General features: G+C 46.9%; 22 protein-coding genes. 13 read left to right on the top strand and 9 right to left on the bottom strand.

What is annotated here, in order from left to right; genetic code table 11:
* Window positions 1–624: 624 nt before the first annotated feature.
* From AC5FX6_RS10955 to AC5FX6_RS10920, 8 genes are all read left to right on the top strand, one after another.
* Window positions 625–1,845 (top strand): site-specific integrase, encoded by a 1,221-nt coding sequence (locus AC5FX6_RS10955; protein WP_493597092.1) that lies wholly within the window; start codon window positions 625–627, stop codon window positions 1,843–1,845.
* Window positions 1,846–2,346: 501 nt separating this feature from the next.
* Window positions 2,347–2,544: a hypothetical protein gene (locus AC5FX6_RS10950; RefSeq protein ID WP_493597091.1), complete on the top strand. Its 198-nt coding sequence runs from the start codon at window positions 2,347–2,349 to the stop codon at window positions 2,542–2,544.
* The gene (locus AC5FX6_RS10945) at window positions 2,531–3,010 is read left to right on the top strand and encodes a nucleotidyltransferase (RefSeq protein WP_493597090.1); all 480 of its coding nucleotides are present in this window, start codon (window positions 2,531–2,533) and stop codon (window positions 3,008–3,010) included. The genes AC5FX6_RS10950 and AC5FX6_RS10945 overlap by 14 nt, the downstream gene beginning before the upstream one ends.
* Before the next feature lie 380 nt (window positions 3,011–3,390).
* Window positions 3,391–4,296: a DoxX-like family protein gene (locus AC5FX6_RS10940; RefSeq protein WP_493597089.1), complete on the top strand. Its 906-nt coding sequence runs from the start codon at window positions 3,391–3,393 to the stop codon at window positions 4,294–4,296.
* A complete protein-coding gene (locus AC5FX6_RS10935; RefSeq protein ID WP_493597088.1) occupies window positions 4,293–4,976 on the top strand; it encodes a DUF4166 domain-containing protein in 684 nt (227 codons plus the stop codon). The genes AC5FX6_RS10940 and AC5FX6_RS10935 overlap by 4 nt, the downstream gene beginning before the upstream one ends.
* A gap of 19 nt (window positions 4,977–4,995) precedes the next feature.
* On the top strand, window positions 4,996–5,547 hold the full coding sequence (locus AC5FX6_RS10930; protein ID WP_493597087.1) for a hypothetical protein: 552 nt from the start codon (window positions 4,996–4,998) through the stop codon (window positions 5,545–5,547).
* A gap of 6 nt (window positions 5,548–5,553) precedes the next feature.
* On the top strand, window positions 5,554–5,967 hold the full coding sequence (locus AC5FX6_RS10925; RefSeq protein ID WP_493597086.1) for a DUF2569 family protein: 414 nt from the start codon (window positions 5,554–5,556) through the stop codon (window positions 5,965–5,967).
* A gap of 26 nt (window positions 5,968–5,993) precedes the next feature.
* The gene (locus AC5FX6_RS10920; protein ID WP_493597085.1) at window positions 5,994–6,479 is read left to right on the top strand and encodes an SRPBCC family protein; all 486 of its coding nucleotides are present in this window, start codon (window positions 5,994–5,996) and stop codon (window positions 6,477–6,479) included.
* A 41-nt stretch (window positions 6,480–6,520) separates the two neighbouring features.
* On the opposite strand, the gene AC5FX6_RS10915 is transcribed toward AC5FX6_RS10920, so the two are convergent.
* From AC5FX6_RS10915 to AC5FX6_RS10895, 5 genes are all read right to left on the bottom strand, one after another.
* A complete protein-coding gene (locus tag AC5FX6_RS10915) occupies window positions 6,521–6,688 on the bottom strand; it encodes a hypothetical protein (protein ID WP_493597084.1) in 168 nt (55 codons plus the stop codon).
* A gap of 880 nt (window positions 6,689–7,568) precedes the next feature.
* On the bottom strand, window positions 7,569–7,892 hold the full coding sequence (locus AC5FX6_RS10910) for a TfoX/Sxy family protein (RefSeq protein ID WP_493597083.1): 324 nt from the start codon (window positions 7,890–7,892) through the stop codon (window positions 7,569–7,571).
* 174 nt (window positions 7,893–8,066) lie between these two features.
* Complete coding sequence (locus AC5FX6_RS10905) at window positions 8,067–8,756, bottom strand: hypothetical protein (protein WP_493597082.1); 690 nt, start codon at window positions 8,754–8,756, stop codon at window positions 8,067–8,069.
* A 16-nt stretch (window positions 8,757–8,772) separates the two neighbouring features.
* Window positions 8,773–9,522, bottom strand: coding sequence for an LVIVD repeat-containing protein (locus AC5FX6_RS10900; RefSeq protein ID WP_493597081.1), 750 nt, complete (start codon window positions 9,520–9,522; stop codon window positions 8,773–8,775).
* 1 nt (window position 9,523) lies between these two features.
* The gene (locus AC5FX6_RS10895) at window positions 9,524–10,036 is read right to left on the bottom strand and encodes a hypothetical protein (RefSeq protein WP_493597080.1); all 513 of its coding nucleotides are present in this window, start codon (window positions 10,034–10,036) and stop codon (window positions 9,524–9,526) included.
* Window positions 10,037–10,178: 142 nt separating this feature from the next.
* On the opposite strand from AC5FX6_RS10895, the gene AC5FX6_RS10890 reads away from it, so the two are divergent.
* The 5 genes from AC5FX6_RS10890 to AC5FX6_RS10870 all read left to right on the top strand — a co-directional run bounded on the left by AC5FX6_RS10890 (window position 10,179) and on the right by AC5FX6_RS10870 (window position 12,553).
* Window positions 10,179–10,430, top strand: a complete 252-nt coding sequence (locus AC5FX6_RS10890; protein WP_493597079.1) for a DDE-type integrase/transposase/recombinase — start codon at window positions 10,179–10,181, stop codon at window positions 10,428–10,430.
* Window positions 10,384–10,731, top strand: coding sequence for an integrase core domain-containing protein (locus tag AC5FX6_RS10885; RefSeq protein ID WP_493597534.1), 348 nt, complete (start codon window positions 10,384–10,386; stop codon window positions 10,729–10,731). Before AC5FX6_RS10890 ends, AC5FX6_RS10885 begins: the two co-directional genes overlap by 47 nt.
* Before the next feature lie 496 nt (window positions 10,732–11,227).
* Window positions 11,228–11,506: a helix-turn-helix domain-containing protein gene (locus tag AC5FX6_RS10880; RefSeq protein ID WP_493597078.1), complete on the top strand. Its 279-nt coding sequence runs from the start codon at window positions 11,228–11,230 to the stop codon at window positions 11,504–11,506.
* A complete protein-coding gene (locus AC5FX6_RS10875; RefSeq protein WP_493597077.1) occupies window positions 11,497–11,844 on the top strand; it encodes a hypothetical protein in 348 nt (115 codons plus the stop codon). The genes AC5FX6_RS10880 and AC5FX6_RS10875 overlap by 10 nt, the downstream gene beginning before the upstream one ends.
* Before the next feature lie 301 nt (window positions 11,845–12,145).
* The gene (locus AC5FX6_RS10870) at window positions 12,146–12,553 is read left to right on the top strand and encodes a helix-turn-helix domain-containing protein (RefSeq protein WP_493597076.1); all 408 of its coding nucleotides are present in this window, start codon (window positions 12,146–12,148) and stop codon (window positions 12,551–12,553) included.
* Window positions 12,554–13,192: 639 nt separating this feature from the next.
* Here AC5FX6_RS10870 and AC5FX6_RS10865 read toward each other — a convergent pair.
* The 4 genes from AC5FX6_RS10865 to AC5FX6_RS10850 all read right to left on the bottom strand — a co-directional run bounded on the left by AC5FX6_RS10865 (window position 13,193) and on the right by AC5FX6_RS10850 (window position 14,599).
* A complete protein-coding gene (locus tag AC5FX6_RS10865) occupies window positions 13,193–13,540 on the bottom strand; it encodes a hypothetical protein (protein ID WP_493597075.1) in 348 nt (115 codons plus the stop codon).
* A gap of 74 nt (window positions 13,541–13,614) precedes the next feature.
* Window positions 13,615–13,884, bottom strand: coding sequence for a hypothetical protein (locus AC5FX6_RS10860; protein ID WP_493597074.1), 270 nt, complete (start codon window positions 13,882–13,884; stop codon window positions 13,615–13,617).
* Between the two features lie 71 nt (window positions 13,885–13,955).
* Window positions 13,956–14,261, bottom strand: coding sequence for a hypothetical protein (locus AC5FX6_RS10855; RefSeq protein WP_493597073.1), 306 nt, complete (start codon window positions 14,259–14,261; stop codon window positions 13,956–13,958).
* A 74-nt stretch (window positions 14,262–14,335) separates the two neighbouring features.
* Window positions 14,336–14,599: a hypothetical protein gene (locus tag AC5FX6_RS10850; protein WP_493597072.1), complete on the bottom strand. Its 264-nt coding sequence runs from the start codon at window positions 14,597–14,599 to the stop codon at window positions 14,336–14,338.
* Window positions 14,600–14,651: the final 52 nt, after the last annotated feature.

Raw genomic sequence — 14,651 nt, 5'->3', positions numbered from 1 at the left:
TGAACCGCCAAAGGGTCTTTGCTCCGAAGGAAGTAAGCTTGATCCAGGTTCAGTAGAGCACTTGCGTGGTCTCCTGAACCTGGAGTAGTTGTAGGGGGTAGGGCATAATTTTATTTAAATAGTAGCAGTTTATTAGTGTGAAGTTAAATATACCTACTATTGGAAGGTCTCAGATATGAGTTGGAGCCAACATGTTTGTGAGTTAAATTTCCGGTTGAAATTAATAAAAAAGATGTGTAAATTTAAGTAGAAGCATTTGCAGCTAAACTGAGATAAAAAAGTTAGTGCGTAATTCGGTGAGTCGAATTTATAAGGTGTTTTATATTATTGATTATCAGTAGTTTATGGAAGGGTTCGAGACCCTCACTCTCTGCGGAATAACTTATCAGTTAGCATAAAAAGCCCTTAAATCAGCGATTTAAGGGCTTTTTTGTTTTTAGTCCTACCTGAATTTTACATTTTCTCTCCTTTCTGAGGCAGCAAATTCGGGTACCCGAAGCCGTTTCGATTCCGGGTACCCGAATTAGTGTTTAACTATCTGGCTTTAAGTAAGATGTACAGTTGTTTTACATCTTGTGGAGCCTTGGTTTGATTGTTAATTTTAAGTATAAAAGGAGGGACATAATGGACACTAAAATTAGTATCCTGTTTTACGGCAGGAAAGCCAAGACTACCAAAGACAATCTTGTGCCAATTTACCTGCGCGTCACATTGCATGGCCAGCGGCTAGAGCTCAGCACCCACCGCTACGTCTCACCAGAGCGCTGGTCAGCCGAGGCAGGCAAAGTGAAGGGCAGCTCGGCGGAAGCCCGGAGCGTGAACGCTTATCTAGACACCCTCAGGACCAAGGCCTACGCCCATCACCGGGAATTGCTGGATGAAGGCAGACCCGTCAATGTGGAGACGTTCAAGGAGAAGTGGATGGGAGTGGAGGAGAAGCCGGTGATGCTGCTAGAGGTGTTCCGAATGCACAACGAGCAGATGGCCCAGCTGGTGGGCAAGGACTACGCCCCGGGAACCATGGACCGCTACGCAACTTCCCTACAACACACCCGGGACTTTATCCGGTGGAAGTTCGGCATGGAGGACATCGACGTGAAGAAGCTCTCCTACGGCTTTATCACCGACTACGAGTTCTGGTTCAAGACCGTGCGCAACTGCGCCCACAACACCACGATGAAGTACCTGGCCAACTTCAAGAAGGTCATCCACCTGTGCCTGAAGAATGGCTGGCTAGAGCGCGACCCCTTCCTGGGCTACAGGATGAGCAAGCGGGAGGTGGTGCGCGAGTGCCTCACCGAGGCCGAGCTGCAGCGGATGGCCGAGAAGGAGTTCGTCACCGACCGGCTCGCGCAGGTGCGGGACGTGTTCCTCTTCAGCTGCTACACCGGCCTTGCCTACGTGGACGTGCAGCAGCTCAAGCGCACCGAAATAGGGGAGGGCATGGACGGGGAGCGGTGGATCTTCACCAGGCGGCAGAAGACGGAGACGCCCTCCCGCATCCCGCTCCTGCCCGTGGCCCTGGCGATTCTGGAGCGGTACCAGGACCATCCCCAGTGCCTCTACCAGGACAGGGTGCTGCCGGTGCTGAGCAACCAGAAGATGAACGCCTACCTCAAGGAGATCGCCGACGTGTGCGGAATCCGCAAGACGCTCACCTTCCATATCGCCCGCCACACCTTCGCCACCACTGTGACCCTTTCCAACGGGGTGCCCATCGAGACGGTGAGCCGGATGCTGGGCCACACCAACATCAAGACCACCCAGCACTACGCCAAGATCCTGGACCGGAAGGTGGGGGAGGACATGCAGCAGCTTCGGGACAGACTCACGAGGAAAGCGTGAAATAAGGTCACTTTGTTAGTTCATTGGAGATGCACCGCCTCAGCCTCTGGGCACGGGTGGGGGCTTGTCCAGACGGAGAGCAGGCACTAAATTTACTGTAAAGGTAAAACTTAGCGGCACTTTCCTTCACCGTTGATACGGTGTGTCTGATCGAGTGGAAAAGGGTGTTATTTTAATCAGATATTGGTGATGATAAGGGAACATGAAAGTATCTACTCCTTGTATAGCTGGCCTTGCGGCACTTGCCCTCAGCCTGTACGCCGTACGTGTACTAAGTTGGGACATGAAGAGAAGAACATGTACCATGGTGGTACATATATTATGATTCATGTACTAAAATTAATGCTTTTGTCTCATGTCATGCCAAGCCTATGAAATTAGCGCCAGCCATATCCTACGATAGGCACCAACCCCTTCTTGCATCACAACTAGAGTCTGATTAATTTAGTATATTTGTAATGGGCATCATCGATTTGTCCTAAGTACATATAAATAAGCACCATGCGTATACAAGCTGTCGTACGAAAAGGTCATATAAAAGAGATCGATGAGCAGGAGGACCTGCTCTACTGGCTCAGCCGCTCCCCAAGAGAACGAATAGAGGCAGTCACCTTCATCATCTCCCAGTTCCTCAAGCCGGGGCAAAGGATGGACAAAAGTGCTGTGACTAAAAGAAAGCTTTCTCATGGTCTTAGCTAGGGATTTCGAGGAGTTCATCGGCCTGCTGAACAAGCACGGGGTAGAGTACTTGGTGGTCGGGGGCTACGCGCTCGCCTTCCACGGAAGACCGCGCCACACGGGTGATCTGGATATCTGGATAAAGGTTTCTGAGGAGAATGCACAGCGTATGCTGCAGGTGCTAAAGGATTTCGGTCTTGCCTCTCTCGGCTTTGAGAAGCAGGATTTCCTAAAAGAAGGCTACGTAACTCAAATCGGCTACCCTCCGTTGCGAATCGACATACTCAACACCATTGACGGCGTCACTTTCCAGGAAGCTTACGGTAACCGAGAAAAGGTGGAGCTAGAGGGGCTGGAGGTAGCCTATATAGGCCTCCGTGAGTTCATCCAAAATAAGGAAGTGGTTGGAAGAGCCAGAGATTTGAGCGACATCAAGGATATACAGGCAAAGCCAAAATTGAAACGAGGCCGGGGACGCAAGTTATAGTTTGCTCCCTTCGCTGTCAAAGTATAAGAAGAAGGCTTGATTGAACCAAGCCTGATCGCTCAATCTTCTCAAATCTTTGAAATGTTTGATTAAATGGCTTTGATGTTTAATTAAAGCTGATTGCCGATGATTCAATTTGTTATATCTAAGACTCTACTAAAAACCCTTTACAAAGCCCTTACAGTCTCAATTCACTGTATCAGCCAGAGTCATTTTCAAATTAATCCTTCGTTAGCGCAGCTCTACAATTATTGCTAAAGGCACAAATTGGAGTTGATATTTTTCACTATATTCAATTCCTGTTTCATTGGATAGATAGCATGTCTCCTGCATCCTCTTACGAATGAAGGCAGTCGTAGATATCTCCATATAATTGACCAGTGGTAAGGAAACTCCTCTACATTGAAACCAAGATTGACTGCGGTCTCGATACCCTGTGGGCTTATACGCAGGAGCCTCATATTCACCAACAATGGGATTTAAGGTTCTCTGAAATAAAGTACCTCCCCAAAGAAGAGGCGGATGACTTGCAGCGGTTTCATTACTCCACCGACATAGGCTTTGGGATAAATGTAAGCGGAGTCGGTGAAAGCGTGGCGACCAAGACGAAAACAAACGGAGAAAGCACGTCTGTCCTGAGGTTCTCATCCGACAGCAGTATCTCACTCATCAAGCAAGGCTCAGGTTACTGGAAATACAAGCCTGAGGCAAACGGAGTAAGGTTCTACACGGGATATGACTATGAAACCCGCTGGGGAAAGCTTGGACAACTCATCGACAAGCTCATCTTTCGACCTCTGATGATTTGGGCAACGGCTTGGAGCTTTGACTGCCTCAAGAACTGGATAGAGAAGGGTGTACACCCAAAGCAAGCCATCACCTCACATATTACGGTGCTGCTTTCTTCAATCATACTGTCAGTTATCTGGCTTTACCAAGGCATCGTACCGAAGCTGCTCTTCACCGACACGGGCGAATTGGAGATTCTTCGGCAATCTGGCTTTTTAACGGGCTTTGAGGAAACTGTACTGATGGCTGTCGGCATTGCCGAAATAGCCTGGGGTATTGTGCTGCTATTCTTTCAAATAAGGTTGGTACACGGCATCAACATCGCTGCCCTGACCCTGCTTGGCTTGGGAGCCTTACTCAGTGATACCTCTATCTATACGCTGCCGTTCAATCCCTTCTCCCTCAACTTCGCCATGATAGGGCTATCATTAGTTGCTATCATAAACATAAAGCATGTACCAAGAGCCTCCAACTGTATCACCAAACAACGGAAATGACATCAATCTATCAGAAAGCATTGGGAAGGGAGTTTGAAAAACTGCACCCCCAGATACAGAAGCGTTTCGGTTTCAGCAGCAAGGATGGAATCGCTTCTATCGGCAGGGGTATCATGCACGAGGTGAGCTACGGCAAACTATACACCCTACCCTTCCTCTATGTCGGCACGTGGCGCAACATCATGTTCCCGCAGAAAGGCATCAACATCCCCTTTACCATTGAGAATTTTGCTTACGTTGACAGGTTCGGCAGGGAAACGGTGACGTGGGTGCGGAAGTACCAGTTCCCCGATAAGGTAAGACGATTTGATGCCACCATGATTTACAGCGAGAAACGGAAGCAGGTAATAGACTACCTTGGCACACACCAGCACCTGGCTGTGGACATAGAGTTCTCTGTAACAGAGAACGGTGGTTTAAGGCTCCGCTCTGGTGAGCAGCGCTTCTACGAGGGCATCATCGGCTTTAAGTTCCCGATGTTGTTTTCAGGCTATGCGGATGTGTGCGAGTGGTTTGATGATGCAGAGAACAGGTTCAAGATATCAGTCGAGGTCAAAAACAAAGTCTGGGGCAGGCTTTTCCACTACCAAGGCTCGTTCGATGCAGCCTACATTCCCGTGAACTCCGAGGCTGACATACCGCAGGATGTAAAGCCTGTCAGAGAAGAAATCCGAGATTAAACCCACCACACCAATAGCCATGATTTTTCACCAGAAGAAGAACAAAAACAACATCTCCGTTGAGCTTGGGGAAAGCTATATCACCTATACTATAAAGGACGAGACCACCAACAGAACCGAGAAGGTGACATACGAGAACATCCTGAATGAAAAGTACGAGTTCTACGAAAGCAACAAGGCATTTAAGAACAACGCCATCTATACTGGTGTAGTGGGTGCCTTGTTCCTGGCGATTAACATCTTCTATGGTACAAAGCTCTGGGCATGGATTTTTATACTCGCCTGCCCAACTTTCTTTTACCTGTACCACAGGTCGAAGGCTGCCTTTACTGTAATCAAGACCACTGGCGACATCAACCTATTCATCCTGCAAGACAAACAGCATGATGAGGTGGTTGAGCGCATCTACAAGAACAGAAACAGCTATCTTCAGGACAGGTACCTGAGCATTGACTACGATAATGACCCACAGAAAGAAATGAACAAGTTCGCTTGGCTCTTCGAACTTGGGGTGATTAAAGGGCGTGAATTTCAGGTGATACGGGAGGAAATCGAGAACAGCATAGCCTAAGCGAGTATGAAAAGTATCTTGAACGAGAACGCCTTCGAAGACGAGGGAAGGAAGACTGGTTACGGCTTATGGCTCTACCTCCTGCTGTTTATGGTAGCCTATAATGGGCTGAAAGCAGCCATGGGGTTGATTCAGAACGCCACATTCGACTTGGCTAACCTGATTTATGCGCTTCTTCTGGTCGTGATAACCGTTGCGACCACGGTGGGCTTTTTTGCCAGAAAGCGGTGGACACCTTTGCTTTTCATCTCGTTTTTTCTGCTGAATCTGGTCTACATTGTGTTTATCTCTATTGCCCTGTCTTCCAAATTTCCAGAGCAGATTGACTATTTTTCTCTGGTAAGGGTAGCGGTGATGAGCATCATCGTGATTCCATATATGCTGCGTTCAGAAAGGGTAAAAGAGGTTTTTGTAAATTAACATAGAGAACCCAGAGCGCCATCCCTATGCCCACTATAAGCCTAGAAACAGCCATTCACGCACCAGTGGAAATATGCTTCGACTTATCCAGAAGCATAGACTTACATGTTATCTCGACCAAGCATACAGGCGAACGGGCAATTGCTGGCGTAACATCGGGGCTTATAGGACTCGGAGAGTACGTAACGTGGAGGGCAAAGCATTTGGGAATTTGGCAGCACCTGTCGACCAAAATCACCAAATATGAACGACCCTACTATTTTGCAGATGAAATGGTAGAGGGTGCTTTCAAGCGTTTCAAACATGAACACCACTTCCAGGAATCTGGAAACGGTATCACATTGATGCGAGATGTGTTTGACTACAGCTCCCCTTTCGGCATTTGCGGTATGCTCGCTGACAATCTTTTTCTTAAGAGGTACATGACCCGATTGCTGGTGGAGCGAAACAACGTGATAAAGCACTACGCTGAATCTGGACTGTGGAAAAGCTTATTGCACATCAAAAAGTAACAGATGTTGCCAGATTCGGCTAATTAACACCAACAACCGCATTACATCCACTTTTCAAACTTGCCATCCTGCAACTTGAACACTTTATCGGAAACGATGTGGTCACCCTTCTCATTGATTTCTGCCACTGTTTCAACAAGTCTTGCTACGTTCTCTGCATCATTGCTTCCAGTTACCAACACCACATCCCGTGCGGGTATACCAATCAATATTTATCCATTCACTGGAAAGTTTTCTTTATTCCAGATATCAAGAAGAATAAGACTTGCTCCGTAGTTACCACCAACGGTAAGAATGAAGTACCCTCCTTCTCCGTAACTTTCCATATCAGGCAGCATCGCATTCAGGTTTTCTATGGAATGTTCATGCAGGGATTTTCTTTATCCGCACTACCAGCTGACTATCATTACTTTAAAACTTACAATTTGAGTAACTCACCGAATCACTCACCGCCTGATATGCTGCAAAGTAACTGCAAATACTATGGCTTAAAAATACTCATAGTTTAGGAAATAGCAACTTGGTTCTTGCTTTATACCCTGCTGTCGAGGTAGACTATATCTACTATTAGGCAGTTTTAAAATTGAGAAGCTGACAATATCCGACTCTGCCACCCTTTGCTTTGTGTCAGCCTTATTCAGACCCTAGTGAGGCTTATACTTGGATCGATGATTATCCTCTTACCTGTTTTTCTGTGCTCCAGAAAGATATTGTGCTGCATCTGAAAAGCTCTCGGGGATGAAGAAAGGTAGAGGTCGGATTTCTGAGCATGCACCTTAGGGGCGTTGCCGAAGTGCTTCCGGAAAGTGCATTACAACATTGTTGCCTTGCAATACCATAAGTATACCAATGCAAATCATCTTGCACAGTCTCAGAAAAGGAGGGGTTTTATGAGACGAATGGGAATGCTTCAGGAGAACTTTAAAGGATTAATAGCTCAGCGGTTCGGGTATTGCCGAGGTCGGGGATTTTCAGCACTAATGTTCAATAGCGGAGCAGAAGTTGGATTTTGCACAACTATCAAATAGAAGCTGTTCAGGCCCGCCTTTGGCAATGCCTTGTTAGCTGTGGCCCGTTTGATTCCGGTGTTCATTTTTTCTTTTTCGGTTTAGGTGCTGGTAATTCCTTCACAGATATTTTAACCAGTTCACTTAACCATTCACTATCTTCGATTTTATCTTCTATTAAAAAACTTGGTTTTGCGCCTTCATACGGAGGTGCTTCAACAACACTCCCTATAAATTCTCGTCCGGAACTGGTCGGTTTTATGAATAGTTTATTATCGCATATTAGTCCGAATAGTTTTTCATCAGAATAAATACCGTATTCACCAAACATTTTTCTAGCGGTTATTTTCCCTGCATTTTTGATTTGCTCTAAAACAAAGTCCACAAAATTTTGGTCGGAAGCCATCTTTAGCCTTTTAATTGAAAGTGAGGATTGTAGATTAAGCCAATGTAATTTTTTTAGCCATGACTCAATATAGCAGATTCTATGTATGCTTTCTTAACCAAAGTGGGCACTACTTTTATTCCCCTACATCCAATTTAAAACAGCTTCTTAGGGAATCATGTTTCGCGAAAAAGATTAGAAAGCCGCCCCGATCATTATCCCGAGCAGCAAATGCAAGCCGGAATAGCCATAGTCCATGGCATTTCTGTTGTAGCGCTCATGGGAATAATCAGTTTGGATAGAGCTGTTTTTGATGCCTGCCCCGGAGTAAAAATCAAACAGGAGGTGGCCATCCAATGCAGGAACCTGCAGGCCAAACAAAGCCACCCCTCCTATGCGGTTGATCTTCTCGTTAAAAGGCCGGAGGCGGTATTTGTATACCTCCAAACCCTCCGGGTCCATTTCTTTAACCCAGCCCTCTCTTTTGAACTCTAAATTAAAATGGTGGTAATTAACGCCATAGGCCAAGTACACCCTGCTTTTATCTGGGCTGGTGTAGTTGTTCATGTAGATTTTGTGCTGCACCTCTGCACCATAACCTAACACACGGTCATCCTCCCTGTCTTCCCAATTACGCCCCGCAAAAAGATCCACGGTTTTCGCTTTACCATTATAAGCCCGTGGTGAGAAAACAAAGCCATGCCTGCTCCCTTGCTCCGGAATGCGCTCCAGGTACAGGTGCAAGCCGTTTATGAGCAAATGCTGCGGACTGAATTTTATACTTATGGTTTTATCAGGAGCAGCCTCTAAAGCCTGTGCGTTGCCCTGTAGAAGAGAAGAGAAAAAAAGAAGTATAACGACAACAGCAACCCTTTTTAGCATCATAAGAGATTGTTTTGGGCTAGATAGCCGGCTTGATTGAAATAGTGCTCAGCAACACCAGTTTCTCATCCTCATACTGGTACTGGTAAAGGCCATCACTGCCTATAACCAGCAGTCTGCCGTTATCCGGTATCACATCAAAAGCGTTTATCCGGAAGTGTTGCTCCAGCTCCAGGTTCATTACATCGGTGGCATTGTATACTTTCAGCCCTTCGTCGCATACAAATAGCCTGGTGTTGGCTAAACCTAAACCTTTCGGGTTCGTCATGCTGTACTGCTTCAGGAGTGTCGGATCGTTTATGTTTTGCAGATCAATCACCTGCAGCTCATTTATGGCCAACCTGCAGGCAGTGCCGGTGCTAAGGGTAACGTAGGCGTAGCGCCCGTCTGTCACCACGGGGTCGCAGCTCACCACGTGCTGATACTGCGAGATATGCTGGGGAAACGCCGGGTTTTTGACGCTAAAAATGTGCATGCCTGTTTGGGTGCCAATGAAAAGCATATCCTCAAAAGGAAAGATCGTTTCGATGCCAAACCCTATCGGGAGCGACTGCCCCTGCTGTGGGTCTTCGGGTGTGCTAATATCGAAAATATTCAGGCTTGAGTGATCTACCGTATACAAATGATTTCCGCTGATGGCAAACCTGGCCATAGAACCACCCTGGCCCTGTGCGCCATCCGCCGAGGGCGAGGCAGCGTTATCGCTGGTGCAGGAAATGGCTGCCATGCAAACCAGAACGGAAGAAGCGATGTGTAGAAGTCTTTTCATGTTATTCCGGCTTTCTAAGTTCCCAACCTACGACAATGGCATCTTCCGGAGCGCCTGCCCTGTTATAGTATACTTCCAGGTTATCTGGTGGCAACAGGCTTGGCAGCGCATCGCGCACACGCTTGGCAACCTGAATATCCTCCATCCCGCTTAATTTTATGGCAACAAGGTCTACGGCATTATCCACATACAGCACGTCATCTTTCACGGCCATATCCACGCAGCCTGGCACCTGAATAAAGGCCATATTCACAGGCATCTTCGGATTTTGGTTGTTGATGATGTGCACGCCTTTGTACTGCTCGTTTATAAGTATATAGCTGCCGTAGCGGTAAATTTTACCAGGGTTCGAGATCGTCCGTGGCTCCTTCTTTAGAATGGAGGACTCGAGCTGCTGCCGGCTCATCAGAATGGGAGCATAAGCTGATTCCGGCATAGGATCTACGCTGCCCGGGCAGGAACAGAGCAACGGCATCAGGAGGAGCAGCAGAAAGTTTTTTGCTTGTTTTCTCATATTAGTGAAAGGATTATAACATGGAAGACTATCCATTAAATATATTAATTACTTATTATACTTCACTATGTTCTTTATTTAATAATAATTTCATAATCCTCACGCGTCTCTACATGCTAAGGCAGAAAATGATATTCCATTTGTGCCCAAGGCAGCCGGGCAGCTTTGGATGAGTGACATCACCTATATTAACTTGGAGGAAGGCTTTGCCTATCTGAGCCTGGTCACCGATGCTTACAGCCGCAAGATCGTCGGTTTTTACCTAAGCGGAGATCTTGCCGCCGGGGGATGCATCCGGGCTTTGGAGATGGTCCTTGCCAACTGCCCCATGCAAGGCTATCTGACCCATCACTCTGATAGGGGGTATCCAGTACTGCAGCCAAGGGTATGTTAGGCTGCTGCAGGAGCGGCGCATCGCCATCTCCATGACCCAAAGCGGCTACCCGCTGGAGAATGCGCTGGCCGAGCGGGTGAATGGCGTCCTCAAGCAGGAGCTTCTGGAGACGGTGTACCCAGGCTTCGCGGCGGCCCAACTAGCCATGGCCACGGCTGTGAGCATCTACAATTATCAGCGCCCACACTTAAGCGTGGACATGCTCACGCCTGTGGAGGCGCACAGCAGGACTGGCGAGCTGAAGAGGCACTGGAAAAACCATTATCCTGACAAGAATGGAAAGGAGGTGCCCGTGCAGTAGGGTGCAGGCCAAGAAGGTTTGTCGCTGTTTGGGCAGGCTGTATATCCTGCTGCTCCTTTGCCAACCTAAGAAAGAGAAGCGCCGAGTTCCGAGGTAAGCTCCACAGGGCCCGACACCCGTGGAAGGCTTTTTGTATGCAAAAATACATCTTGCTCGCTGCACCAGGCCGAAGCGTGTTTTTCCTGCCGAAGGAGGGGGCAAGCTTTTGAGACGTGAGTGATTGTAGGGCGTCATCTACTCCTGCTTTATGATAAATCTGGGCATACGGTGCAGAGAATAACACAAGCTCGGCCGGGGCGAGGTGAAAGCTGATGATGTAGCTGCTTTTCTGTAGGAATACCCGGTTCAGGCGGATCTATTGGTTTTTAATCCTGAAGGAAAGGCACCTTGCTTGTATTCTACTCGGTAAAATTGTTTTTCACAAGTTGGGTTCTCCATGTGAAAAAGGGAAGAGGAAAGCGGGCATCTTCATCCTGTAACCAAAGCAAATAGAACGATGCCCGTAGAAATCATCACCAAACAGGACCTGCTCCAGGCCCACCGGCAGCTGCTGGAGGACTTGGCAAAGCTGATCGGAAAGCAGCAGGCCGAGGCGCCGAAGAAGGTGCTCAAGTCCGCCGAGGTGCGGCGCATGCTGCAGGTCTCTCCTTCCACCCTGCAGAAGTTGCGGGTGGAGGGCACGCTGCCCTCTGTCAAGGTCGGGGGCACCCATTACTACCGCCAAGAGGATATCTCAAGGCTACTCAACGGGAAGGAGGTGCGGTCATGGAGATAAGTGCTCAGCTGGATATATTCCTCAGGAAGTTCAAAGGGGACAGGCGCTTGCGCCACCCGCACCTGAGCCTGTACCTGTCCCTGCTGATCAGAAGCCAAGGCTGTGGGGCTTTCCGGGTGAACAGGAAGGAGGTGATGGCTTGGGCGTGCATCGGCTCCCGCGCCACCTACCACCGCTGTATCCGGGAGCTGGACAGGTGGGGTTACCTATACTACCTGCCCTCTTACGATCCCTCCTCTAAAAGCCTGGTGTACATCAGGCCCCTGGCAAAGGCGGGAGCGGCAACCGAAACAGTGACAGATGATACGCTAATGAAGCTGGGTTTTCCCTGGAACTGAGCTGTGAGTGGAGCGGCCGGGAAGTTAACTGCGCTGCCGAATCCTCCCGGCTTCCCCGTTATCTGCCAAGGGAAGCTGAAAAGAATGAGGAGAGTAGGTAAGACTTGCCCGTTTTTGATTTGCTCCGAATACCTTCTATCTTTATAGCGGTTGTTTAGCAGCCTAAAGATACAACCAGCAAAGATACAAGCGAAATCACGCTAAATGGGCAGGTGATGCACTTGTAAAAGACAATCTTCTGCTTATGAAAAACAAGAACTTATTAATTGGTATTTTAATAAGAAATTCGTAAATTAATCATATGGAAACAGCAACCAGAAAACGACCGATCCACCTGGGCGACCACGTCCGCAGAATGCGTACTGCTTTGGGCGTGAAGCAATCCGCTCTTGCCAGCGAGCTAGGCACCACACAGCAGAACATCTCCCGAATTGAGCAAGACGAGGAGGTCGACAAATCTACTTTGGAGAAGATCGCAAAAGCCCTTGGCGTGACACCTGAAGCCATTGAGAATTTCTCGGAAGAAGGGGCAATGTTTAATGTGCAAAATAACTATGAAGGGTCATCTAGCAACTATAGTGGGCTACATCAATGTACTTTCAATCCCATCGAGAAAATCGTGGAGCTCTATGATGCCTTGTTAAAAGCTGAACGGGAAAAAAATGAGCTGTTGGAAAGGATGTTAAAGAGCCAGAAGACTGATGAATAACATTTTTCAGATATTTAGACTAAAAGTATTTTAAACAGTCGGTTTTACGCCCGAAATGTTAAAGTCATTCGAAAGTCGAGCACTTTTAAGTGTTTTATTTTTATATGTATACAAGTCTTACACTTCTTCCTGCCCACACTACTTTACTATCCAAGTTATTTTAAATCGAACTAGCTTCAGAATGTGTTGCTTTAACGTTCTATGAACGCGCGTTTGTAAAAGGTTATTGGCTGGAAATCTAGAGTATGCTAATTATAAATCACCCTTCAATTCACAGTAGGTATTAATATGCTTGTAGGGTAAGAGAATTTAGGCAAACTGTAAATCTTAAATCAAAAGCTGAACGGACTTTCTGCGTTCGAAATGGGATCAGAAAATATATTCAAGGCTTGTAAGTAGCTATTATATCAAAGAACTACGTTTGTTAGTGTTGTATTCGCGCGAAGAATAACTCATAGTTCACACGGACTTTCTGCGTTTGAAACAATTTCCCATGCAAAGGTGGTGTAGTGTTATAGGTAGCCATGAGTATTAGTCTTGCCTGGTTTGAAAATATAAACCTTTTTCGGCCACTCCTTTTATCACACAATCTAAAAGAGAAAGGAAAACGTGTAAATAAGCTAAAAATTGAAGTCCTGCTTAAGTCATCATACCATCCAAGTAAATATACCTGTCTAGAATGTCCTGGCAACACAGTTGGATCAGTGCCCGATTAAACTCATCTCCTGAGCTGTCGCCCAATTCTAGCCATTGGGCTAGCACATCTCCCAAGGGTATGCCTTGGTTCACCTTTAAGGAGGTTGCGATAACAAAGTCAGATAGCATACCGACATAGTCGAGCTTGGCATTTATAACCGCGTTGTACTCCTCTGGACCAAAAGCAAGAATCTCCCGGTTGCTCATTTTTCGCATGTCGGCTATTTCGATATTGCGCTCTTGTAATTGGTCTCTTACTGTCGCTAAAAAGGTGTCTAGTTCTATATTCATAAGGCTTCGGTTAAAGACAATGACTCTACTGATGAGAATTTATTGTGACAGGGATATGGGGTTGATGCTTACCCCTATAAGTTATACCAGCATGAGCCATTGCGCTCCTTCCACTCTTGTAAGAGTCTCTCAAACTTAGGGGTCGGGTACTTGGCGAAATAGCGTTTCAAATAGAATTGCTCATCGAACACTATGTCATCATCCTGATAAGCATCTGTGTGCAAAAGGAAATCCATGGTGACTGAGACAATAAGATCCCCTAATTTATCAGAGTCTAAATTGCTTATCTGGTGGTACTGGATAGTGGCTAACGTCATTGCGCAAATCTGTCTGTGTCGTTTCATCTTCTAGTATTTAGGTTTAGTGTGACCTATATACCATCGAGAAAGTCAAACTGTGACAAGCTTGATAAATGCTAAGAAAGTTCGTCCAGCCAGTCTCTGCCGGTAAATTCTTTCCAGCGCTGCTCCATCAGTTTATATTCCGGATCCTCGTATCGGGAAAGGTATCGAGCTGTTATTGATGCGTCCGACTCACTCTCCCTAAAACTCATTTTGAATAATTCTACTTCTATGCCAAGCAGCGCCTGCCTTAGCTCTTCCTGTGACATTTCAGCTACAGGCTTGGGTGTGACAGCAGGAACGGGGACAGGACCCTCCAGGGGTTCCTCTGAAAGGGGTTCTGATAAGGTCAGTTTGAATATACTTTTTCTTTGCGTCATCTTTTTAGTAAGAGAAATTGAGTGGTTGATTGCTGTATGAATTCATGTGTCACACTTTGCGGCACGACCTACCGCTATTCATAGGAGCGTATGTTAGTCAGATAAAGGGCAGGGTAGAGAGATTCTTTGTCATCCCTTTCCCATGCCACATGCTGCACTGTCCATCCGAGCACAAACTGGACATCGTCCTCAAAATCGACATACGCCTCCAGGTTGAAGGATTCGCTGGCTCTAGGTAGGAAAGGCAGGTGCCAGTCAATGACTACTTCATGCAGAGGGACAGAGGAGATTTCCTCTTCTAAATTATCGAGCGGATATAGTAGCTTAACTTTTATCATCTGGTATATACATTTAAACATCACATAATGTGACTTGAGAAACTAGCTGCCT

This window comes from Pontibacter sp. LHS2, from assembly GCF_058932845.1.
This window is presented reverse-complemented; position numbering and strand designations above follow the sequence as displayed.

Bases quoted from the DNA above. Each gene is read 5' to 3' on its own strand.
- AC5FX6_RS10955 (WP_493597092.1), top strand. From the start codon at position 625: ATGGACACTAAAATTAGTATCCTGTTTTACGGCAGGAAAGCCAAGACT.
- AC5FX6_RS10950 (WP_493597091.1), top strand. From the start codon at position 2,347: ATGCGTATACAAGCTGTCGTACGAAAAGGTCATATAAAAGAGATCGAT.
- AC5FX6_RS10945 (WP_493597090.1), top strand. From the start codon at position 2,531: ATGGTCTTAGCTAGGGATTTCGAGGAGTTCATCGGCCTGCTGAACAAG.
- AC5FX6_RS10935 (WP_493597088.1), top strand. From the start codon at position 4,293: ATGACATCAATCTATCAGAAAGCATTGGGAAGGGAGTTTGAAAAACTG.
- AC5FX6_RS10930 (WP_493597087.1), top strand. From the start codon at position 4,996: ATGATTTTTCACCAGAAGAAGAACAAAAACAACATCTCCGTTGAGCTT.
- AC5FX6_RS10925 (WP_493597086.1), top strand. From the start codon at position 5,554: ATGAAAAGTATCTTGAACGAGAACGCCTTCGAAGACGAGGGAAGGAAG.
- AC5FX6_RS10920 (WP_493597085.1), top strand. From the start codon at position 5,994: ATGCCCACTATAAGCCTAGAAACAGCCATTCACGCACCAGTGGAAATA.
- AC5FX6_RS10910 (WP_493597083.1), bottom strand. From the start codon at position 7,892: ATGGCTTCCGACCAAAATTTTGTGGACTTTGTTTTAGAGCAAATCAAA.
- AC5FX6_RS10905 (WP_493597082.1), bottom strand. From the start codon at position 8,756: ATGATGCTAAAAAGGGTTGCTGTTGTCGTTATACTTCTTTTTTTCTCT.
- AC5FX6_RS10900 (WP_493597081.1), bottom strand. From the start codon at position 9,522: ATGAAAAGACTTCTACACATCGCTTCTTCCGTTCTGGTTTGCATGGCA.
- AC5FX6_RS10895 (WP_493597080.1), bottom strand. From the start codon at position 10,036: ATGAGAAAACAAGCAAAAAACTTTCTGCTGCTCCTCCTGATGCCGTTG.
- AC5FX6_RS10880 (WP_493597078.1), top strand. From the start codon at position 11,228: ATGCCCGTAGAAATCATCACCAAACAGGACCTGCTCCAGGCCCACCGG.
- AC5FX6_RS10875 (WP_493597077.1), top strand. From the start codon at position 11,497: ATGGAGATAAGTGCTCAGCTGGATATATTCCTCAGGAAGTTCAAAGGG.
- AC5FX6_RS10870 (WP_493597076.1), top strand. From the start codon at position 12,146: ATGGAAACAGCAACCAGAAAACGACCGATCCACCTGGGCGACCACGTC.
- AC5FX6_RS10865 (WP_493597075.1), bottom strand. From the start codon at position 13,540: ATGAATATAGAACTAGACACCTTTTTAGCGACAGTAAGAGACCAATTA.
- AC5FX6_RS10860 (WP_493597074.1), bottom strand. From the start codon at position 13,884: ATGAAACGACACAGACAGATTTGCGCAATGACGTTAGCCACTATCCAG.
- AC5FX6_RS10855 (WP_493597073.1), bottom strand. From the start codon at position 14,261: ATGACGCAAAGAAAAAGTATATTCAAACTGACCTTATCAGAACCCCTT.
- AC5FX6_RS10850 (WP_493597072.1), bottom strand. From the start codon at position 14,599: ATGATAAAAGTTAAGCTACTATATCCGCTCGATAATTTAGAAGAGGAA.